General features: G+C 46.6%; 19 protein-coding genes, 3 pseudogenes and 1 riboswitch. Of the genes and pseudogenes, 13 read left to right on the top strand and 9 right to left on the bottom strand.

The features are described from left to right. The first annotated feature begins 2 nt into the window (after positions 1–2). Entirely contained in the window at positions 3–755 is a 753-nt protein-coding gene (locus NSU00_RS13485; protein WP_013860528.1) for an ATP-binding cassette domain-containing protein, read from the top strand. 21 nt (positions 756–776) lie between these two features. Beyond that, the gene (gene ssuE / locus NSU00_RS13480) at positions 777–1316 is read left to right on the top strand and encodes an NADPH-dependent FMN reductase (protein ID WP_013860527.1); all 540 of its coding nucleotides are present in this window, start codon (positions 777–779) and stop codon (positions 1314–1316) included. 88 nt (positions 1317–1404) lie between these two features. Here the strand turns inward: ssuE and NSU00_RS13475 are convergent, their stop codons facing one another. Continuing rightward, positions 1405–1584, bottom strand: a complete 180-nt coding sequence (locus NSU00_RS13475) for a YezD family protein (RefSeq protein WP_017553067.1) — start codon at positions 1582–1584, stop codon at positions 1405–1407. Between the two features lie 116 nt (positions 1585–1700). Then, positions 1701–1807: riboswitch (SAM riboswitch) on the bottom strand. Between the two features lie 144 nt (positions 1808–1951). On the opposite strand from NSU00_RS13475, the gene NSU00_RS13470 reads away from it, so the two are divergent. Beyond that, positions 1952–3493, top strand: a complete 1542-nt coding sequence (locus NSU00_RS13470; protein ID WP_019721568.1) for a bifunctional GNAT family N-acetyltransferase/carbon-nitrogen hydrolase family protein — start codon at positions 1952–1954, stop codon at positions 3491–3493. Positions 3494–3618: 125 nt separating this feature from the next. Here the strand turns inward: NSU00_RS13470 and NSU00_RS13465 are convergent, their stop codons facing one another. From NSU00_RS13465 to NSU00_RS16090, 4 genes and pseudogenes are all read right to left on the bottom strand, one after another. Then, entirely contained in the window at positions 3619–3831 is a 213-nt protein-coding gene (locus tag NSU00_RS13465; protein ID WP_237348592.1) for a hypothetical protein, read from the bottom strand. A 74-nt stretch (positions 3832–3905) separates the two neighbouring features. Beyond that, positions 3906–4520, bottom strand: coding sequence for an AEC family transporter (locus NSU00_RS13460; RefSeq protein WP_340702999.1), 615 nt, complete (start codon positions 4518–4520; stop codon positions 3906–3908). A gap of 401 nt (positions 4521–4921) precedes the next feature. After that, positions 4922–5203: a hypothetical protein gene (locus NSU00_RS13455; RefSeq protein WP_340702997.1), complete on the bottom strand. Its 282-nt coding sequence runs from the start codon at positions 5201–5203 to the stop codon at positions 4922–4924. Between the two features lie 233 nt (positions 5204–5436). Next, a pseudogene (locus NSU00_RS16090) lies at positions 5437–5588 on the bottom strand (IS1380 family transposase); the annotation flags it as partial. Between the two features lie 188 nt (positions 5589–5776). Here NSU00_RS16090 and NSU00_RS13450 point away from each other — a divergent pair. The 7 genes from NSU00_RS13450 to NSU00_RS13420 all read left to right on the top strand — a co-directional run bounded on the left by NSU00_RS13450 (position 5777) and on the right by NSU00_RS13420 (position 14071). Further along, a complete protein-coding gene (locus tag NSU00_RS13450) occupies positions 5777–6157 on the top strand; it encodes a YidH family protein (RefSeq protein ID WP_017553073.1) in 381 nt (126 codons plus the stop codon). A gap of 279 nt (positions 6158–6436) precedes the next feature. Beyond that, on the top strand, positions 6437–7099 hold the full coding sequence (locus NSU00_RS13445; protein ID WP_340702996.1) for a TerC family protein: 663 nt from the start codon (positions 6437–6439) through the stop codon (positions 7097–7099). Between the two features lie 871 nt (positions 7100–7970). Next, a complete protein-coding gene (locus NSU00_RS13440; protein ID WP_340702995.1) occupies positions 7971–9365 on the top strand; it encodes a C40 family peptidase in 1395 nt (464 codons plus the stop codon). Between the two features lie 312 nt (positions 9366–9677). Beyond that, positions 9678–9821, top strand: a complete 144-nt coding sequence (locus tag NSU00_RS13435) for a transposase (RefSeq protein WP_340703808.1) — start codon at positions 9678–9680, stop codon at positions 9819–9821. A 157-nt stretch (positions 9822–9978) separates the two neighbouring features. Next, entirely contained in the window at positions 9979–10437 is a 459-nt protein-coding gene (locus tag NSU00_RS13430; RefSeq protein ID WP_013860517.1) for a MarR family winged helix-turn-helix transcriptional regulator, read from the top strand. A 42-nt stretch (positions 10438–10479) separates the two neighbouring features. Beyond that, on the top strand, positions 10480–12234 hold the full coding sequence (locus NSU00_RS13425; protein ID WP_340703807.1) for an ABC transporter ATP-binding protein: 1755 nt from the start codon (positions 10480–10482) through the stop codon (positions 12232–12234). Beyond that, positions 12209–14071 (top strand): ABC transporter ATP-binding protein, encoded by a 1863-nt coding sequence (locus NSU00_RS13420; RefSeq protein WP_340703806.1) that lies wholly within the window; start codon positions 12209–12211, stop codon positions 14069–14071. Before NSU00_RS13425 ends, NSU00_RS13420 begins: the two co-directional genes overlap by 26 nt. A gap of 153 nt (positions 14072–14224) precedes the next feature. Here the strand turns inward: NSU00_RS13420 and NSU00_RS13415 are convergent, their stop codons facing one another. The 3 genes from NSU00_RS13415 to NSU00_RS13405 are packed head-to-tail and all read right to left on the bottom strand — an operon-like array spanning position 14225 to position 18941. Continuing rightward, complete coding sequence (locus tag NSU00_RS13415; RefSeq protein WP_328193987.1) at positions 14225–15487, bottom strand: exo-beta-N-acetylmuramidase NamZ family protein; 1263 nt, start codon at positions 15485–15487, stop codon at positions 14225–14227. 13 nt (positions 15488–15500) lie between these two features. Next, on the bottom strand, positions 15501–17156 hold the full coding sequence (locus tag NSU00_RS13410) for a serine hydrolase (RefSeq protein WP_340703805.1): 1656 nt from the start codon (positions 17154–17156) through the stop codon (positions 15501–15503). A 15-nt stretch (positions 17157–17171) separates the two neighbouring features. Next, a complete protein-coding gene (locus tag NSU00_RS13405; RefSeq protein ID WP_235801717.1) occupies positions 17172–18941 on the bottom strand; it encodes a glycoside hydrolase family 3 protein in 1770 nt (589 codons plus the stop codon). A 674-nt stretch (positions 18942–19615) separates the two neighbouring features. Between NSU00_RS13405 and tnpA the strand changes: the two are divergent. Together tnpA and NSU00_RS13395 are read left to right on the top strand one after the other, a co-directional pair. After that, a pseudogene (gene tnpA, locus NSU00_RS13400) lies at positions 19616–20012 on the top strand (IS200/IS605 family transposase). 11 nt (positions 20013–20023) lie between these two features. After that, positions 20024–20332: pseudogene (locus NSU00_RS13395) on the top strand (helix-turn-helix domain-containing protein); the annotation flags it as partial. A 161-nt stretch (positions 20333–20493) separates the two neighbouring features. On the opposite strand, the gene NSU00_RS13390 reads toward NSU00_RS13395, so the two are convergent. Beyond that, positions 20494–20694, bottom strand: coding sequence for a cold shock domain-containing protein (locus NSU00_RS13390; protein ID WP_017554831.1), 201 nt, complete (start codon positions 20692–20694; stop codon positions 20494–20496). Between the two features lie 336 nt (positions 20695–21030). Between NSU00_RS13390 and NSU00_RS13385 the strand changes: the two genes are divergently transcribed. Beyond that, positions 21031–22230, top strand: coding sequence for a beta-ketoacyl synthase N-terminal-like domain-containing protein (locus tag NSU00_RS13385; protein WP_118499398.1), 1200 nt, complete (start codon positions 21031–21033; stop codon positions 22228–22230). Positions 22231–22240 lie beyond the last annotated feature (10 nt).

The raw sequence follows: 22240 nt of genomic DNA, 5'->3' as shown, positions 1-22240 counted from the left end.
CGATGACGAATAAGGTGTTTGCTGTGGAAATTGAGGGGCTGGAAAAATCATTCGGCAGCCATCGCGTCCTGCGCCATCTTCATTTGAAAATAAGAAAAGGGGAATTTGTTGCGATTGTCGGAAGGAGCGGATGCGGCAAAAGTACGCTCCTCAGGCTGCTTTCAGGGCTTGAAGCGGCAAGCGGCGGAAAAATTCTTATAAACGGGGCGCCTTTATCCGGCATAAATAGATCGGCGAAAATGATGTTTCAGGACGGCCGCCTGCTCCCGTGGAAAACCGTGCTTCAAAATGTCGGCCTGGGCCTTGCAGGAGACTGGAAGCATGCGGCCCGTGAAATGCTTAGAAAGGTCGGACTGGAAGGGCGTGCGGATGATTGGCCTTCATCCTTATCCGGCGGGCAGAAACAAAGGGTGGCGCTGGCGAGGGCATTAATCCATGAGCCGGACATCCTTCTCCTCGATGAACCGCTTGGGGCGCTTGATGCTTTAACCCGGATTGAAATGCATGCGCTGATCCAGTCTCTTTGGCTCGAAAAACATTTTACAGCCATATTGGTGACGCATGACGTGGAAGAAGCAGTCGCCCTCGCCGATCGGGTAGTGTTAATCGAAGAAGGGGAAATTGCGATGGACTGCCCGGTAAAACTCCCTTATCCGCGGAAAAGGGACCACGCCCTCTTTGCAGCAACGGCCAATCATATTTTAAACCGCATTTTAGGGAGCGGCCACCCGGTTTTGCATGCAATGAAAAATTAAGGAAGAAATGGAGGGATTCATATGGCGGAAAAAATAGTACTGCTGAACGGGAGCCCTTCTGCGTATACGAGATTAAATGGGATCCGTGATTATATCAGGGCCGGGTTAAGGGGGCACGGGTACGAACCGGAGCTCATCAATATCCGGGAACTTCCGGCCGGCGATTTAATGCATGCCCGGCAAAGCCCGCCCATCACCGGGGCATTAGGAAAAGTGGAAGAAGGCGATACGATAATCATTTTGACACCGGTCTATAAAGCGTCTTATTCCGGACTGCTCAAGACGTTTCTGGATCTTTTGCCGCAAAATGGCTTATCCGGCAAACAGGTGCTGCCGCTCGCCATGGGCGGCACATTCGGCCACTTGCTCGCGCTCGATTACGCCTTGAAACCGGTTTTGGCCTCACTCGGGACAACGTGCATCGAAAAAGGGGTGTTTATTCTCGACCAACAAGTGAAAAAGAGGGGTGGTTTTTATGAGCTGGACAGGCAAGCAGCCGACCGCCTGAATGCTGCTTTAAAAACAGCATTTCCGCAAATTTCCATACCGCTGTACTCTTAAACAAATCCGGCATTTGGACGATATCCAAATGCCGGTATTCGTGTAGCACGAACAACGGGAAAAGAGATAACCGGAATGCCGGCGCCCGTCATCCCATCTTTTGCTTGGGAAGTGCCGCTTTTTTCTTTTCCAGTGCAAACCGGACTTTCTCGGTTGTTTCGATCTGTGTGATGTTTCCTTCATGGATCGAAATGACCACTGTTCCAAACTCCAGTTTTTGCAATGATTCCATAATGCGGGCTACTTTCGTTTCATCAATATGAGCCATTTTTCATACCCCCAAAAATAAATTTCGTGTGTGCGTGGTGGTCCGGCCGGCAATGCGGATGATCCAAAAAAGAAAGGCCCCCTTCAAGAAAAGTTAAGAAGAGGGCGAGGCTCCTTAACTTATCTTCCAAGCTTGGCGCTTGCTGGAATTAGCACAGTATTCCCAAAAAGAATCTGTTGCTGAGGTTTCCTCGGGCCAGTCCCTCCCCCTCTCTTGATAAGCTGTATAGAAATAATTTGTTAAAACTATGATAAATAATATTATTCCGATTTGTCAACTTATATTTTCGACATTTCAGCTGCTTTTCGGGCAAAACCGATTCGGATAGGGTATGATAATAGAAAAAGTGTGTTAAGGGTGTGAGATTGTGCCAGAGACAGATGTATCCAAGTTTGAGAAGAAAATCGAGGTGCGGAACATCCGCTTTGAAGACATTGATGATATTATGGCATTGTCGAAAAAATGTTTTCCGGGGATGGAGCCGTGGAAACACGAGCAGCTGGAAAGCCATATCCGGATTTTTCCGGAAGGGCAGTTTTGCGTGGAATACGAAGGGAAAATCGTCGGTTCCTGCTCCAGCTTAATTGTCAATTTCGATGAATACGAAGACCAGCATACATGGGATACGATCACTGCGAACGGCTACATTACCAACCATAATCCGCACGGGCTCAACCTGTACGGCATTGAAGTGATGATCGACCCGGAATACCGGCGCATGAAGTTCGGGCACCGTTTGTATGAGGCACGGAAAGAGCTTTGCCGGAAAATGAACCTTCAAAGCATCATCATTGGCGGCCGGATTCCGAATTACAGCAAATATAAAGACAAAATGACCCCGCGCGAATACGTGGAAGAAGTCGAGATGCACAATATTTATGACCCGGTTCTGTCCTTCCAGCTGCTTGAAGGGTTCCAGATTATGCGGATCAACAGGCAGTATTTGCCGGATGATACAGCATCCGCTTCATTTGCAACGCTTATGGAATGGCATAACGTCGATTATTTGCCGAAGTCCCGCCGTGTCTATCATGCTTCGTTCCCGGTCAGGATTACAGCGATCCAATATATGATGAAAAAAATTGATTCCTTCGATGATTTTGTCAGACAGGTAGAATATTATGTCGATGTGGCCGCGGATTTCGGTTCTGATTTCGCCGTTTTTCCGGAAATTTTCACCACGCAGTTGATGTCCTACCTGGAAGAAAAACGCCCTGACCAGGCAGTGCGCCGGCTTTCCGGGTACACAGACCAATATATTGAACTGTTTACAGAGCTTGCCGTACGCTACAATGTCAACATTATCGGCGGGTCCCATTTTGTGGAAGAAGACGGGGGCATTTACAATGTCGCTTTTTTGTTCCGGCGCGACGGGACGATTGAGAGGCAGACCAAACTCCATATTACGCCAAATGAGCGGAAATGGTGGGGGATCGCGGAAGGAAACGAACTCAATGTATTTGATACGGATTGCGGGAAAATTGCGATTCTGATTTGCTATGATATCGAGTTTCCGGAGCTGGCCCGTGTCGCTGTCGACCACGGTGCGAACATTATTTTTGTCCCGTTTTGCACGGACGACCGCCAGGCCTATTTGCGCGTCCGCTACTGCGCACAGGCGCGGGCCATTGAAAACCAGGTGTACACCTGTATTGCGGGAACAGTCGGCAACCTGACCCACGTGGAAAACATGGATATCCAGTACGCCCAGTCCGGGATCTTTTCTCCCTCCGATTTCGGCTTTGCCCGCGATGGCATTGTCGGAGAATGCGATCCCAATGTCGATACCGTCGTTGTCGGCGATGTCGATCTTGAGAAGCTGCGCCGCAACCGCAACAGCGGCTCCGTCCGGCAACTGGCCGACCGGAGAAGAGATTTGTATCAGATTAAGATCAACACCAGGTCCTGAGCATGACGGACTGGACGCAAGACCGGCCGGGCAGCCGCCAAGTGCCTGAACGGCTGCTTGGAAAACCCGGATACCGTATCAAAAAACCGCTTAGAGGATGGAAGCTCTAAGCGGTTTTTCATGATTCAGGCGATCTTCAGCACGACCATCAGGCTGGTCATCAACACAATGCTGATCAAAATGGACAACGAGTTCAACGTGCTGGACATGGCGACATTGCCGCCGCATTTCTGGGTAAATGCCGTGCAGACGGCGTAAATCGGCGCAAACGCGATAATCACGAGCACGAGCCGAACTTCAAGCGGCAGCGGCAGCAGGAAATAAAAGAAATGCTGCAAACAGGATGGCCATTCCGTAACGGATGATAACGGCTTTTAAGATGCCCGCAACCTGGCTTTTTTCAAGCCGGAGTTCAAAACCGATCCCGATCATCAGCATGGCCAGAAAGCCGTTTGCCTGTCCGATGATTCCGGTAAATGCGGTCACGCCTGCCGGCAATGTAATATGCAAAAGCGACAGCGCAAGCATGATCAGATAGGTATCCATCGGGATGGATGAAAACATTTTTTAGGTAAGATGCCGCATTTGTTCTTTCGTTGTTGGCAACGGCGGAAGCAATCGAATATGTGCCGCCCGTGCATAAAACCGAATTGCCGGCATCGAACAGGCAAGTTGCCACTACGCCAACGGGCCCCAGGAAATTTTGTACATAGGGGAGTGTAAAACAGCCAATATTATAACCGGAATAATTGATCATGTTAAAGGCTTTTTCCGTATGGGTACGGCGCCAGGAAACGATATAGCCGGTTGCAATCATCACCAGATTGCAAATGACGCCGATTGCGACAAGCATTAACAGCGAAGTTTCAAGGGAGAGTTTTTCAAAATTTGTAATCACGGCGCATGGCAATGTAATGTTTAAAACCATGCGGGAAACCAGCTGAAAATCATCCGGCTTAAAAAATCCAATCCGCTTCAAAATGTAACCGAGCACAATGATCAAAATAAACGAAGCGGCTTTCGTCAACACAACACCCACATTTTTCCCAGTTTTCTTTTTGATCTAATTTCATTAAAAAACAATGAGAAAGAAACGGCAAGGAAAATTTTTGGCAACAACTTTTTTTCAGGTAATGTGCCGGTTCTTTTTTCTTCCACTTAAAATAAGGATGGAAAAAGACTCTTGGATATAAGGCATGGGAGCGGGTGATTGAAAAGGATTTGTAAATTCAATTTGTGAACACTATATAAAGTGTTGATCTTGCATGGCTATTGTGATCCCGGCAACGCATATAAAAAGTCCTCTTTGGCGATGTGAAGGATCTCGAAACGGGGATCCGGACCAAACCAAGAGGACCATTTTTTGAGAATCTTTTTGTAAGAAGAGGGACTTGCGGCTATTCATGTGAGCAGAGAAAAACGGGAAATTTACTTTTTTAAGAATTCAACATCTGCCCTTGTGTCAAGCAAATCACGATTGAGGATATCCAGTTTTTTGTCAATTTTTCTGACCTGTTCTTTAATTTCTTTTTGGCCTTCTTCTAAAGACGCCGTTCTCGTTTCCAGCGCCTCCATTCTGCTTTCCAACGCCCCCATTCTGCTTTCCAGCGCACTCATCCGTTCGGACAGATTTTTTTCCACGGATTTGATTTGGTCCGATAGTTCACGGATGGCCTGCAAAATCGCATTCTGGTCAATTCCTTTATCCACTTTTTCACCTCCCTCATACGACAAATTATACGATATTTTTTGCCATGGGTCTATGGAAAACAAATGCCGGGAAAAATCGGCTTCAGGCTGTATGGCGCATTGTATGAATAGTACTCCGATATTGAAGACGCATGCGATACAAAAATAAATGAACTCCTCATGTCCAAATTTCCTGTATTTTTCAATTTTTAATGGCAGGCTGTTTCGGTGGGAGTGAGTTTCAACCAACGAAAATGAAGAAATTGAGCGATTGTTTTCGAAAAAATAATTTTCTCATCGAATTCTCTAAAGATGAATTCACCCATATCAGAAGAAAGAGAATTTTCACAATTTGATAAATTATTTTGACGATTGAAATTTAGCTTTTTTGTGGTAAAGTAGCCAATATAAGAATCCTCTGATGGTTATTTCGTGGATGTTTTAACCTTATCAGAAATGGATTCTTTTTGCATTTGTTTGAAACATGGCTCGTTTAACTGAATACCTTGATAGATAGGGGATTTCGTGTTATCGAAGAACCATTACAATTCAAAAATATACGCATTTTTACACAGATTGGAGTTGCAGCAGTCTATGGAAAACCAAAAAAAGACAGTGCAGGGCAGTGTGAAGTTTGCCCAGCAGCACCTGGCAAATGAGAGGACATTTCTTGCATGGATCCGCACAGCCATTTCCATTATCGGGGTTGGTTTTTTAACGACTTCCTTGCACTTCACCATAAGGATCGCCTCCAGTCCATATATTAATACACTCGCCATCCTTTTGGGCATTTTCGCATGTGTGATCGGATTTATCACTGGCATTACGGCGGCGTTGCAGTACGCAAGGAAAAGAAGAGAGATCGAGAAGGGCATTTTTGTCCCGGCAAATTTTTCTGTTCATTTTCTTACCATCATCTTCACTGTACTCATTTTTATGATTTTTGTGTACCTCATGTCTTTGCTGGTTATGTAATGTTGTTGTTCTGAGTATAATTCATGGTCCTCCTTGGATATCAATTGCTTCGAAGCTTTGGACACCTTGAACCATATCAGCGGGGTTTTTTGTGCAAACCTCAAATTTCTTTCATTACAGGAATGCTCTACTTGATTTCTTTGGTACCTTTTTCAATCAGAAAAATCTTAGCTTGTCTGTTTTTGCTTCTGTCCAAATATATTAATAGGGGGACCGGTATGCGATGCTGTTTTTTTCGTTCCCGAAATGGATTGGCAAAGGCAGGGGTGACGTGTTTTTGTGATTTTAAAAATTTATTTGCTCAACCTGATTAGTGATCTGGATAATCTTCTTATTATTACAACGGTGGTTCGAAAGTATGGTTACGAGCCAAAACAGCTGTTTTTTTATATCGTTGTATGTCTAACGGTCAGTCGTACGATTTACGTAGTGATGATTCAGTATTTAACAGGGATCCCGGGATTTCGTGTGCTCGCAGGCATGATTCTTCTCTACATCGCTTTCCGTTTTGTGAGCTCCATCCAGCCTGATTCCGAGGCACGGCCCGTTCCAAGCATCACGGTCGTCAAAATGCTATTGATTGTGCTTGCGGCTGATTTTCTCGTCTGTATGGACAACGTTTTGATCACGTCCGGCATTTCCACCAATTTGCTGTACACGATGGCTGGCATAGCCTTAAGCTTAACGACCGTACTCGCTTTCTTCGAGTTCTTTTCTGAAATACTGGACAAAATTTCATGGGTACAGATTGTTGCCGGCGGTTTGATTGCACATGTTGCAATCACCGACATCTTTAAAGATCCGATGATGAAATACCCAGTGAGCTTACTGGAAAAAGTTTGGGGATTTCAATTACACGAATGGATCAACTTCATTGCACTGGATACCGCCATCTTTCTGATATTAATCGGATTCATGATTAAGGCAAGAAATAGGGCCTGATTAGTTTTCCGAAAGCGGTGCCGGGATGCGCGAACGTCCGGACCAGCAGCACAGGTTAAAAACAGTCCGCTTCCGGTAGCAAACAGCCCGGTGCGTTTGCAGCTATATACTGGATTGGAGTCCCGTAAGCCGGGCAAATCTTAGAGTGTCATATAACAATAAAAAGCCCCCCTGGTTCGTGGGAAAGATCCCGCTCACGAACCAGGGGGGTGTTTTGTTGCGGGGATTTTTACAAATAAGCCTTCTTGTGGTGTTTTCCTTACAGAGATGGGAAATCTGTTCAAAATAATAACAATTTTACAAAACGTAAAGGATTCTGCTGAATGATTTGACATTTTGGCTAATGCGCTCCGGATCAAAACAAGTTAATATGAATTTATATAAATCATAAAATTCATTAAAAGGGGAAATCAGACTGGTTGAAAACTTGCTTTCCACTGAAATGATGGTGGATGAATTGAAGGAATGGGACAAAAAATATCAACCTGGAAGATGATCATGTGTGAGAGGGGGGGCGGTTCCGGTAACAGGCAGTGTGGTGGCAATCTGCTGGCCTCTTCCACCAGCCGCGTTTTCCCAATGAATGCAGGGAACATTCGCCTATACAACCGAATGACTCCTCGCTGCCAAAGCGGGGGATTTTTTGTGGATTGAATAGAAGTGTGACCTTTTTCCTATATAAATTGGTTTTATCACAACTATATTCCTAAAATGGTAAATTTTCTATGAGATTACAGTTGAATTACGTTTTCATAGAATGATTGAAAGTGGGGGTGAATTTTTTTAAAATAGGGTTTGTGAGTGAAACAAACCATGACCCTTTATATATAGCCAATGAAAATTTTTTTAAACATCCAGGAGGTTTTCGATCTTGACTCGAAAAAAAGTATTGTCTGTTACCGCCGGCATGACATTAGCGTCTTTAATTGTAGGTTCTGCATCAACGGAAGCAGCTACATACACGGTCAAAAAAGGAGATTCATTGTGGAAGATTTCCCAACAATACCATACAACGGTTTCCCAAATTAAAAGTGATAACCATTTGACAGGCGATATTATTTATCCGAATCAGAAATTTAAGGTGCCGTCTAATACACCAAAAAAATATAAAATTGTATCAGGGGACACGCTTTCCGCCATTGCAAAAAAATACGGCGTTAAAGTATCCCAATTGAAAGAGTGGAACCATTTAAACTCTGATTTAATTTATGCCGGAGATATCCTGAAAATTAACAGTTCTTCCGCTACAACCAGCAGTACTGCCAATAGTACGGGAAACAGTACTGCCAACAGTATTGCCAATAGTACTGCGAATCGTAACGCCAACAACAGCACTGCCAACAGCAGCGCTGCAAATAACACCGCCAAAAGTGCTGCAACGCAAAAAAGCACTGCGCCAAACGGCACCTATCATATTGTGAAAGGCGACACGCTTTCCGGCGTTGCGCAAAAATTCGGCGTGACCGTTTCTCAATTGAAAGAATGGAACCATTTAAGCTCTGATTGGATTGTTGCCGGAAGTGCTTTAAAAGTGGACGGCCCATCCAGTGCTGCAAGCAGCTCGAATGGAAGCAGCACGCAATCCAATCAATCGTCTGGCGCCGCAAGCAGCTCTTCTAACGCAGGAAGCGCAAGTTCACAGACAAGCGGCTCGTCCAGCACGGCAAGCAGTTCGTCCAACAATTCGGGCAGCACAACCAACAGCTCGCAAGCAAGTCAATCGTCCGGTGCTGCAAGCAGTTCACAAGCAAGCGGCTCAACCAGCAGCTCACAATCCAGTCAGTCGTCCAGTGCTCAAAGCAGTTCGTCTAACGCCGGAAGCAGCTCATCCAGCTCTGCAAGCACAAGCAGCTCAAGAGCCGTTTCCAAAAACACGGTATCATCAAGTTCAAATTCGGGCTCTTACAGCGGCTCCGCAGTGGCACAAATTGCACAAAAATACATCGGCGCACCATACCGTTTCGGTGGCACAACGCCAGCCGGATTTGACTGCAGCGGTTTTGTTTACTATGTACTTAACGAGGCCGGCAAATCCATTGGCCGTCTGGATGCAGCAGGATTCTACAGCAACTCCTACAGAGTAAGCAACCCGCAGCCCGGGGATCTCATTTTCTTTGAAAATACCTACAAATCCGGAATCTCGGACGTCGGTATCTATCTCGGAAACAACCAGTTTATCTCTGATTCGGACAAGAGCGTCTCAATCAAAAGCTTAAGCAACCCTTACTGGAACTCCCATTTCAACAGCATCAGGAGACTCTATTAAGATAAAAAAAGCCGGCAGCATGCCGGCTTTTTGTTTTAATGTTTTCTGTTACAGTTTACAAAGCGGAAAATCTCTAAAAAGAATTCCTATTTTATTACTGCAACAGTCCTGATCGCTGTAACAACTCCTTTAATTTTTCTAATTTCTCTTTGCTAAGTTGGGGCTTGCTGAATAAGCAAAAATTCCAGATTTGGCAAGGATTTTGGCTACTTTTGTCGAATATAAAGTGTAAGGATTTCAAAGGAAACACGTAAAAAACTATAATGGGCCCATAAAACTAGACACGAAATGAGGAGATGTTAAAGTAGGTTTATGAGAAAACAATATACGCCAGAATTTACAACTCAAGTCGTGCTAGAGGTCTTAAAAGAAGAAAAAATGATGAACGAAATTGCTGCTGCTCATGGAATTCATGTAAACCAAATCCGCCAGTGGCGAAACGCTTTTCTTTCTTGAACAGATGCCCAAAGTCTTTGAAAAAGGCAACAAAAAAGTTGATAAAATGAAAGCGGGAAACAACTGGAATGCTTATCTTTTCTTGATGCAGCGCTTTACAGCCCCCAATTACTTTAGTAAACTAAATAAAGTAATTGATTCCAGGAGGCGTTCCGTTATGGAAGATAGCAAAATGGACCAGTTCCTTACGCATTGGCGGTATATTAACCGGCATCTGCGGGAAGGGCGGCTGGCAAATGAAGATAAAAAGATTACACGTTTACAGTGGATATTGTTGCGGCATGTCGGCAGGTCCGGGCAGTGCACGATGGGGAGCCTTGCCGACCATTTCAATGTCAGCATGAGCACGGTGTCGCAAATGATCGACCGGCTTGAAAAATGGGGATATGCCCGGCGCGTGGCGTCAGCCCGCGATGGCCGCGTAAAAATGGTGTCCCTGACAGAAAAAGGAGAAGAAATCATTAAGGAAGCAAAAACCGCTTATCTCCAGCAGCTGAGCAATGGATTAAGCCAATTCTCAGAAGCGGAGCAGGAACTGTTTATTGGATTTCTGCAGCGGCTTGCTGAGAATTTAAAAGTGTCAAAAGGCGATCACCAGACGGATAAAAAGGCGTAAGCAAAAATTGATTTCCGCAACGTTAAAAGGTGGAATGATCCGATGCATTTTTTAAGCAAGTATGCCAAAAAGTACTGGAAACTTTTTAGTACGGCTATTTTCTTTTTAATGTGTGAAGCACTCTGCGATTTGATGCAGCCGGCGATCCTGTCAAAAATCATTGATGTCGGTGTGGCGTCCGGAAATATGCCATATGTGTTAAAGATGGGCGGCGTGATGTTATTCATCACAGCGTGCGGCGCGGTTGCCGCCTCATTAAGGAGCACGCTCGCAAGCATCGTGTCGCAAAACTTTGGGGCGGAATTGCGGTCGGATTTGTTCCGGAAAATCCAGGCGCTTTCTTTCCAAAGCATCAATCAATTTGACCGGGCCTCACTCATCACGCGGCTTACCAATGACGTCACCCAGGTACAGAACTTTATCAATGGTTTAATGCGCATGTTTGTCAAAGCGCCGCTATTGGCAATCGGCGCCTTGATCATGGCAGTCCGGCTTGACCCGCAGCTTTCTGTGGTGCTGGCAGTTGTTGTGCCGATTGTCATTATTTTCATTATAACGAACATGAGATTGGGCTTTCCATTGTTTATGAAGGTGCAAAAAGCGCTCGACCGCGTGAACGGCATCATGAGGGAATATTTATCCGGTGTCCGTGTTGTGAAGGCTTTTAACCGGTTTCAATTTGAAGTGGAAAAATTCAGCGTGGCAAACCGCCGCCTGCAAGAACGCTCGGCTTCTTCGATCCGGATTATGTCCATCTTCAGCCCGGCGATCTTGCTTACGGTCAATATCGGCATTGTCGCAATTTTATGGATGGGCGGCTTCGGGGTGGACAATGGCACAATGAAAGTCGGCCATATTATTGCTTTTATCAATTATATGACGCAAATTTCAACATCGCTGATGATGATCTCCATGGTGTTTAACATGTTTGTCCGGGCAAGGGCCTCCACTTTTCGGATCGGTGAAGTATTTGCCATAGAAGAAAAAACCTCCCCGAACAGATTGAAACATGAAGTAACGGGTGAAAAAGGGAGAATTGATTTTGAAAATGTCACTTTTTCCTATACCGGACAAGTGCAGGATGCGGTTTTGAAGAATATCACGTTTACCATTTATCCGGGTGAAACTGTTGGCATTATCGGCTCAACCGGATCGGGAAAAAGCACAATGGTGAATCTCATTCCGCGCTTTTACGATGTTACGGGCGGGTCCCTTAAAGTAGATGGTATGGATGTCCGGCATTTTCATCCGCATGATCTGCGTGAAAAAATTGCGATCGTTCCGCAGAAAAACATCCTTTTTACCGGCAGCATCCGTGAAAATATCCAATGGGGAAATGGCCGGGCAGGGATGGATGAGATCGAACAGGCTGCGAGACTGGCAGAGGCACATGACTTCATTGCGGCCGCGCCTGAAGGCTATGATACGATGATTGGCCAGAGCGGCGTCAATTTTTCCGGCGGGCAGAAGCAGCGCATTTCGATTGCCCGTGCATTGGTGAGGCATCCGGAAATCCTTATTCTGGACGATAGTACAAGTGCGGTGGATGTTGCGACTGAAATGCGGATCAAGGCAGCGTTAAAAAAATATGCGAAAGGGCTGACTTGCCTTTTGATTGCCCAGCGCATTACTTCTGTGATGGACACGGACAAAATTATCGTGTTGGATAAGGGGGAAGTTGCGGGCTTGGGCACGCATGAGGAGCTTCTCAGAACCTCTCAGGTTTATCAGGAAATTTACCAATCGCAAATGGGTAAGGAAGTGTTGCAGGATGGCCGGACAAACGAACGGATATAAGGGAAATCAGGCACCGGGGCTTTTTTTGCGGATGGGCCGTCCGGGCGGGGGAGGTGCGGCACGGTTCAGGGGCCCGGCCGAGAAACCAAAGCATTTTAAAGGAACGTTAAAACGGCTTTGGGCCTATTTTGGCAGGGAAAGAAACTGGCTGTCTGTCATTCTTGCATTGATTGTGGCCGACTCCGTCCTTACGCTGTGCATTCCCTATTTTATCGGCAGGGCCGTTGATGCCATGCCGCCGGGCAGAAAGGTCAATTTTAACCTGCTTGAAATCATGGTTTTTGTTCTTACAGCGGCTTATATTGCAGATGCTGCCTTAACCTTTTTGCAAGGCTGGCTGATGGCCGGTGTTTCGCAACGGATTGTGCAGCGTTTGCGCAGCCATCTGTTTCAAAAGCTGCAAAAACTCCCGGTTGCTTTTTTTGACGCGAGGCCCCACGGTGAACTGATGAGCCGCCTGTCGAATGACATAGACAACGTGAGCAATACCATTTCCCAATCGGCGACGCAGCTCATGTCGGGGGTCATTACCCTTCTCGGTACTCTCATCATGATGATCATTTTAAGCCCGGTTTTAACGGTTGCAAGCCTGTGTACGGTTCCGCTCGTGTTTTTGCTGACGCGGACAATTGCCAAGAGGACTTCAGTGCTGTTTAAAAATAACCAGGCGGAACTCGGCCGGCTAAACGGGCATATTGAAGAAACAATCTCGGGGATTGAGGTGGTCAAAGCTTTTAACCATGAAGAAAAAGCAATCAAGGCGTTTGAAGAGGTGAACCAGTCCTTGCTTAAGGTCGGGCTGAGGGCGCAAATCTGGACCGGGTTTCTTATGCCGATTATGAACGTGATTAACAACTTCGGCTTTGCCATGGTTGCCGTTGTCGGCGGGGTTCTGGCTTTGAAGAGCATGATTACTGTCGGCGTAATCGCAAGTTTTCTGACGTATTCCCGGCAGTTTGTGCGGCCGCTCAATAACTTGGCGAATATTTTTAACGTCCTCCAGTCAGGAGTTGCCGGGGCTGAACGGGTTTTTGACATACTCGATGAAAAAGAAGAGCCGGAAGATGCAAGAGAGGCGATCGTGCTCCGGGAGCCAAAAGGCCATGTTGTGTTTGAAAATGTGAGCTTCGGGTATCGCGAGGATGTTCCGATTATAAAAAATATCAGCTTTGAGGCAAAGCCGGGCACGCGTACGGCGCTGGTCGGGCCTACCGGAGCCGGAAAAACGACGATTGTGAACCTTTTGACCCGGTTTTACGATGTCACGGAAGGCCGGATTTTCATTGACGGCACGGATATCCGGACATATACGCGGGATAGTCTGAGAAGAAGTTTCGGTTTTGTCCTTCAGGATACGTATTTATTTTCAGGCACCATCAAGGAAAATATCAAATACGGGAATCCTGAAGCGACGGATGAAGAAGTCGAAGAAGCGGCACGGCTTGCCCATGCCGATATTTTTATCAACCGGATGCCGGATAAATATGAAACTGTTTTGGCGGAAAACGGCGGCAACTTGAGCCAGGGACAGCGCCAGCTTTTGGCCATCGCAAGGGTTTTTCTGGCAAAGCCCGCTTTGCTTATATTGGATGAGGCAACAAGCAGCATCGATACACGGACAGAACGGCATATCCAGGATGCGCTCCTTTCGATTATGGAGGGCCGCACGAGTTTCATCATCGCCCACCGCCTGAATACGATCCGCGATGCCGATCATATCATGGTCATCGACTGCGGGCAAATCCTTGAACAAGGCAGCCATGACGAACTAATGGCACGCCGCGGACGGTATTATCACATGTTTTACAACCAATTTAAGAATGTGGAAGAGGGGTAGAAACACAGCCTGTTTCTTTACGTAATTTGTTCAATAGAAGAGACAGGCGTGGCCATTTGCTGGCGAAAATGATCGTGGAAAAACATATGTTCCCCCCATTTCCTGAAGCGGGTTCAAAACGCCCCCAATCCGGCTCAGGCTGGGGGCGTTTTTTCAATCATACATCAAATATTTTTCCCGTTTTTTCTTCCAGGCACCCAAGTCCCTTTGCCATTTTTGGGCAATGGTTTTAAGGGAAGTGCCGCGGTTGATATCCTGCCTGACCCAGCCGTTTCCAATCAGCTGGTCAAAATAAGAAATGCCGTTTTTGTCTTCTGCCCGGAAAGCGAATTGGCCGGGATACAGGTCATGGATCGTTTTGACCATTGCAACGCCGGTTTCAACAGACTGGTAAGCATTGCGGTCCGTGACATGGATTTGGATCCCGTTTGCGAGCTTGCCGGCCCATTTTGAGGTTGTTGGTGTAAAAGACGCGCTCCGGAAGCGGACGCCCGGCAAACCGAGAGCATTCAATTTCTCCGCTAGCAAGTCCCCGTCAATGAACGGTGCCCCGATCAACTCAAACGGGCGGGTCGTACCCCTGCCTTCCGAAATATTTGTCCCTTCAATGAGCGCCGCACCAGGATAGACGATCGCCGTGTCCAATGTCGGCATGTTCGGGGACGGCATCACCCACTGGAGCGGGGTGCCATCCGCGTACATATCCCTGTGCCAGCCTTTCATCGGCACAACTGTGAGACCTGCGCCGATTCCGCATTCTTTGTTAAAATATTTGGCAAGCTCTCCCGCTGTCATCCCATGGCGGAGCGCGATCGGGTACATTCCGACAAAAGAAGAATAGGCTGGATCAAGCACCGGCCCCTCGACTTTCGTGCCGCCAATCGGGTTCGGGCGGTCGAGCACGATGAACGGGATGCCTTTTTCCTTCGCTGCTTCCATCGCATAGGCCATTGTGTAAATATAAGTGTAAAATCTTGCGCCAACATCCTGAATATCAAAGACAAGCACATCGACATCCTTCAGCATTTCAGGTGTCGGCTTTTTCGTTTCGCCGTACAAACTGTAAACCGGAAGCCGCGTTTTCGAATCGGTATAAAACGGAACATAGGCACCGGCGTCCGCACTGCCGCGCACCCCGTGTTCCGGGCCAAAAAGGGCGGTCAAATGAATATCCGGATTCCTGGCAAATCTGTCGACGATACTATTTAACGATTGGTCGACACCGGTCGGGTTTGTGATCAGCCCGACCCGTTTTCCTTTCAGCAAATGGACCTTATCTTTCAAAAGAACGTCGACACCGAGCTGAAAAGAATGGTGTTTTTGTTTTTCATGCGGCTGATTGCCCCGGGCCGCATGCACCACGGCCAGGCAGCTGAAAGCGATCATAAGCGCCAATATGGCAGCGAGCCTTTTCATCCATTTTCCCCCCTTAACGGTTCCGCAAAGCCCAATCACGGCTTGTAAAAGATACTTTCGCAATTTTTCCGTGTGAGACGATGGACGGATGGAGCACATACCAGCCGCGGCCGTTCACTGACCCGTCGGTTTCATACACAAAGCGGATATGTTTCGTGCCAGCAGGGAGCGGGATAGACATTTTCCGCCAGTTGCCGCTTGATCCGGTTAAAGCATTGCCGGCTTTCGTCCAGTTTTTCCCGTCTGTTGAAACCTCCACTTTCCCAAAGTCTGCGTTTTGCTCGATGCGGTACCAGGTCCAAAAACGGAGAAACGCCGGCCTTTTCAAGTCAACATCCGCCTCCAGCACAGCTTTTCTATTGTCGCCGTAACCGGCAAACCATGCGCCGCGTTTATCCGGAACGTTAACCGGGATGGCGTCCGCCGCAAGCCTGGCAACAGATCGCCTGATTCCGTTTGTCGAGACAGTGTTCCGGGTTGGATGAACGCGGTTGGTCAATAAAATGACCGTTGTTTGGTTTTTCGGGCTGATCACCATCGAGGTGCCGGTGTAGCCGGTATGGCCCATTGTATTTGTATCGGAGAGCGCATCCATGTACCATCCCTGGTTTAATTCAAAGCCGGGCCCGTGATCATCGCCGGGAAAAGCGCTGTTCATATTCTGTTCCATCAGCCGGACCGTTTCCGGTTTTAAAATCCGGGCGCCCGCATATTTGCCATTTTGCAAAATCGTTTGCGCAAGGATAGCGAGGTCATGTGCGGTGGAAAAAACGCCCGCATGCCCGGCAACGCCATCCAGCGCCCACGCGTTTTCGTCATGCACCTGCCCCCGGATCATCCCTCTTCCAGTCCACGGCTGAAATTCCGTTGCGGCAATGCGCGCCTTTAACGAAGCGGGCGGATTATACATCGTATCGCGCATGCCGAGAGGGGCGGTAATGTGCGTTTTTACATAAGCATCCAGCCGCTGCCCGCTCACAACTTCAACCAAAACGCCCAGCGTAATCATGTTTAAATCGCTGTACGTGTACGCCGTTCCCGGGGGATTTTGCAGCCCGTGCTTCAGAACGATTTCGAGCCGGTCTTTGCGGGATGTTCCCATTTTATAAACCGGGATTCCCGCCTCAAACCCGGAAGTATGCGTCAACAGCTGGCGGATGGTCACGTTCTCCTTTCCGTTTTCCGCGAATACAGGAATATATTTTGCGACAGGGTCATCAAGCGCAAATTTCCGCTTTTCAAACAGCTGCATGGCTGCAATGGATGTAAATAATTTGCTGATCGAAGCAATGTCGTAAATGGTGTTTGTTTTTGCAAGGACCGGGGCAGATGCTTCTGTAAACTGGTCGTCTGTATAACGGTATGCATATCCGTATGCCTGTTCTTTTGCGATCGTGCCTTTCCTTGCGACAAGCACAACAGCGCCCGGCATGGCTTTTTGCGCAATCGCGTCATTTACCGCTCTGTCAATGTCTGTGAGCGGGCCTTGGGACATTCCGGCAGACGCGGGCGTTCCTTTATGCAGTACTGCTGAGCTTTTTCCGGGTGCATCCCAGGAAGACGGATGGCCATGATATCCGGATGCAAAGGCAAGAGACGGAATGGCCCCGGCCGCCAACAAAATGATGCATCCAACCCATAAAACGAATTTTACCCCTTTGTTCTTCAAGCAAGTCCCCCCCTTTTAGTAATGAAGACCGTGGCCGAACGGAGCGTACCCCGGAATGGTGACAGGCAATTTTCCGCCGGGGTTGATTTCGCCTGTGAGCGCTTTTGCAGCGGATTGTACAGAAACGCTGCGGTTTCCATAGGCCAGAAGATTCGCGTCCACATCAGGCGCGCCCATGATGTCGTAAGGATTGCCCATTGAAACCATTACAACCGGTTTGCCTGTTTTTTTCAGCGCTCTTAAAAATGCCTGTTGCGCGGTATTGGTATTTGCATTGTAAGCGGCAGCGACAATCACGTCGGCATTTTGTGCTTTTCCAACTGCCGTAGCTGTTTCTGCCTGTGTTGGCGCAGCCGCTGTGCTCGTATTTTCGGTTATAAACCCTTTTTCTTTCAGAAGGCCGGCAAGGCGGCTGCTGTTTGCAACAGATGGGCCGGTTACGAATATTTTTTTCGTTTGATTCAGCGGCAATATTTGATTTTCGTTTTTAACCATTGTGATGCTTTCGTCCGCCATTTTTTGTGCGGCTTTCAAATGTTCAGGGGTGCCGAAATAGCTTAGCGATTTTTCAGATGTAAACGGGTTCCGGACAATGCCGCGTTCATATTTCACCCGTAAAATTCTCGCGACAGATTCATCCAGGCGTTTCCGGCTGATTTCTCCGGTTTTTACTGCATTTCGCACAGCATTCCAGGCCACTTCCACATCGGGCGGATTGAGTAAAATATCCGCGCCCGCATTGAATGCTGCTACCGGTACTTGGCCGGGAGGAAGGACGTTTGCGCCGGACATATCGAGGCTGTCGGTCACAATCAGCCCGTCGTAACCCAGTTTTTCACGGAGGAGGCCGGTCATGATCTTTTTCGAAAGCGTCGCCGGCAGGCCGGAACCATCGAGTGCCGGTACAACAATGTGCGCGGTCATGATTGCGTCAACGCCGGAAGCAATCGCGGCCTTAAACGGTTTTAAATCCACATGATTTAATGTTTTCAAGTCGTGATGGATGACAGGCAGGCCGTAATGGGAATCGACATTCGTATCCCCGTGGCCCGGAAAGTGTTTACCGGTGGCGGCTACATTTTGGCTTTGAAATCCTGCAATTTGGGCAATGCCAAGTGATGCGACAAGGTCCGGATTTTCTGAATATGAACGGACGCCGATCACCGGGTTGGCCGGATTTACATTGACATCGAGATCCGGGGCAAAGTCCATATTGATGCCGAGACTTTTCAGTTCTACCGCCATGATCTCTGCAGCCTTTTTCGCGTTGGCTGCAGACCTGGTTGCTGCGAGTGCCATATTCCCCGGGAAAACGGCTCCCGGTTCGAGTACACGGGCAACCGCGCCGCCTTCCTGGTCCGTAGAAATAAAGAGCGGAATGCGGGGCTTTTGTTTTAACGCAATTTTCTGTAGCCCGTTGGATAACTGCTGCACTTGTCTGGCATCAACAGGGGTGCTGATATTATCCGACCAGTTGAAATAGATGACGCCGCCAATATGGTATTTTTCGATGATTTCTTTGAAGTTTGTGCCGCCACGCCCTTTTTCGATATTCGTTTCGGCGTAGGCGGGATCCTCCGGTGTTTTTCCGTAAGCATGAACAATGAACAGCTGCCCGACTTTTTCCTCGACTGTCATCTTTTTCAATTCATGAGACACCCAGCGTTCTTTTGCCCTTGTTCTCCAATGCCCATCCTGTTTCGCTTGTCCACGGAAGCCGGGCATAAGCGAAAACAACAACGCAAAACATACGACAAACAATCCGGATCTTTTCAAAAACGCCATCCCTCCCTTTTGTAATCCCTTTCATTTTTAGTCTACCAGCCTAAAGAAGCATGTCCATCCGTCTTTTTGCTTATGTTTTCCAGGCCGGGACGGTTTTAATATAGATGTTCATGTATCCGGATAAACCGCACCGCCGGAAAAATTGAAAACCAGCCGGAAATTTTCTGGATGTGCATGCCTGTCATATCGGGAACGGCGAGTGCAGCAAATGGGGGAGCGGGCACAGGGATGATGGAAATGGAGAGAGTAGAGTAGCAGCTAAAGTGAAAAAATGCCCGGACCTCTGATATAATTAGGTTTGTTCAGAAAAACCAACCAAAAAGGTGGGGGGATTTTTTCTTTTCCAAAATACGAGTAAATGTTACCAAGTGTCTCCTGTTTTTCTGTTGCCGAGGAATGGGGTTTGCTTGAACAATTGCATCCTTTAAGCAAAATATTTATGTATCTGAGACAAGTTGGTAAATTGCTCCTGATTGTTCTGTTTCGGGGGGCTTTAGATGTTTTTCCGGGCCACAATACACTTTTTTAACGGCTTTCTGAAAGAAGTCTCCCATCCTCAAGGAATGTGAAGGTGCGAATAGCACCAATGAGTAGGTGGGAGATGAATTTCGGTTGGCTTTAGCCAAAGGTTTTGATCTAACCAGTCTTAGATGGAATAAAGGGTTGATATATCAATGAAATTAGATAGTAATAATCATCCAGTATTCTTACTGCATACCACCTTGTATTGGTTGTAAAATACCGTAGACAAGTGTTCGATAGCGAAATATCTGATTTTGCAAAAGATATGTTCGCTGAGATTGGAAGTAAATACAATATTTCTTTAGTGGAATGGAATCATGATAAAGACCATATCCACATCTTATTCAAAGCAAATCCTAACTCTGAACTATCAAAGTTCATCAACGCCTATAAGAGTGCAAGTTCTCGACTGATAAAAAGAGACTTTCCACATATAAGAAAAAAACTATGGAAAAAATGTTTTGGTCAAGAAGTTTCTGCCTACTTACAACAGGCGGCGCTCCAATAGATACCATCAAAAAATATATTGAAAATCAAGGTCAAAAGTGAGGTGAATTGATATGGCCAAGCAAAACAAAGCTTTCAAGTTTCGTTTGTTACCAAACAAAGAACAATCCGCATTATTAGCTAAGACATTTGGTTGTGTTCGCTTTGTCTACAATAAGATGTTAGCTGAACGCAAAGAAACGTATGAAAAGTTCAAGGATGATAAAGAATCGCTTAAAAAGCAAAAGTTTCCGACCCCTGCAAAATATAAAAGTGAATTTCCATTCCTAAAAGAAGTGGATTCTTTAGCTTTGGCAAATGCACAAATGAACTTACAGACTGCTTATAAGAATTTCTTTGAAGGAAATGCGGATTTTCCAAAGATATAATCCTGGTTGTAGCAACGGATTTTCACTATTTGTCGACTGGCATGGCGCCTGTTTGTTTCAATTTCCTGCTACATAAGTGAGCGTGTTTTGGTTTTTGAAGAAATAAAAAAACAGGCCCTCTTTATAAAGAGCCTGTTTTTATCATTTTCTCTACATTAAGCTTTTTCAACGTTTGCTGCTTGTGGCCCGCGGGATCCTTGTTCAACATCAAAAGTTACTTTTTGACCTTCGTCTAAAGTTTTGAAGCCCTCACCTTGGATAGCAGAGAAGTGAACGAATACATCGTCTGCACCATTTCGTTCAATAAAGCCAAAGCCCTTATCTGCGTTAAACCATTTTACTGTACCTTGTTCCATTTATATTGCCTCCTGGTGTGCAACTGCACACAATGTGTTACTATCCTTGTCCAAGGTGGTCATCAAGATGAAAAGTCATTCACTATGCCATTCTTTACACCGAACAAAAATAATTCTTCTTTAGTATACCTCAGGCGGGAGGAGATTGCAACTATTTTTTAAAAAAATTGATGTAATCCATTCGCCTGCGCATTGATGGACAGCTTTTAATGAAATCGCTTTTTTGCAAGGGGCAGCACGATTTGCAAAACCATTGTATTTTTTCAAAACAATAAATCAAAATGGGCGTGTTTTTGCTATAATAGGCAAGTAAAATACTCGATAGGTGGGGCCGTTATGAAAATAGTATGTACCGGATACGGGATATTTGCGCCAAATACGAGGAACATTGATCAGTATTTGTTTAATTTGAAAAACGGCGTCTGCACATTACAAGTGGCGGAGGGCATGGGGCCAAAAGGAGAATCAACCATTGCCGGGCTTATCCAGGATGAAGAATTGAAACAAATAGAAGCAGATGATAAACTAAAGCGCCTCCCAAAAGTAACAAAAATGGGGACCGCTGCAGTGAAAGAAGCAATCGTGTCTTCTAGGCTGGATGTCCGGCATAAAAAAGTAGGCTTGTTTTTCGGATTATCCCTTGGTGCTACGGGAGAGAAACTGTACCAGGATTCCATTCACTACGCTAATCATGAACTGTATCGAAAAGTATCGCTCATATTCTCCCACTATGCGAATTACCATAGTATTACGGCTGCCATTGGCCATTATATTGGGGCCAGGGGCGTCGAAAAAACGATTACAACAGGTTGCACTTCCAGTTTGGAAGCAGTAGAAGATGCAATCCTTTACTTGAAAAGCGGAAAAGTGGATGCGGCCATTGTCGGCGGAACGGACAGCCCGATATGCAATGCGACAACTTATGCGTTTGCCAAAACAAAAACGATACCGCTTAACCAAACGCTTGAAGAAGGCGCTGTGCCGTTTCAAAAAGGAAGCAAAGGGTTTGCAATGTCGGAAGCGGCAGGGGCAATCGTGCTGGAGAGGGAAGAAGATGCCGTTCAACGAAAAGCGGATATAAAAGGCGAAATCGTTGATGTCGTTTCCAATAATGATGGGATCAACATTTTTTCATTGGACGGATCCGGGGACCAAATGTTAAACGCGTTAAAAGAAGTCACAATGGGAAGAAAACCGGATTACATCAACAGCCAGGCACTTGGCATTGAACTGAACGACCAAATCGAGCAGCACTGTTCCAAACAGTTGTTTAACCATGAAGTTCCCTATACTTCAATCAAAAGCATGTATGGGAACCCTTTTGGCGCCATTGGTATTTTGCAAGTCATTTCATCGCTTTTAAGCATGCAACATGGCTTTATCCCGCCAACGATTCGGACAACGAGGCGCGGGTATGAAGAAATGAATATTGTAACAGAGACCCTCTATCGGGAGATTCATGAAGTGGCCATCACCAACCATGGATTTGGCGGCAATAACGCATGTGCCTATATGAAGAAATACACCAAGAGTTAGAAAGGGGATG

This window comes from Weizmannia sp. FSL W8-0401, from assembly GCF_038009125.1.
Classification (GTDB): Bacteria; Bacillota; Bacilli; order Bacillales; family Bacillaceae_C; genus Weizmannia; species Weizmannia coagulans.
Note: the sequence above shows the minus strand (reverse complement) of the source record. Positions and strands in the feature narration are given on the sequence as shown.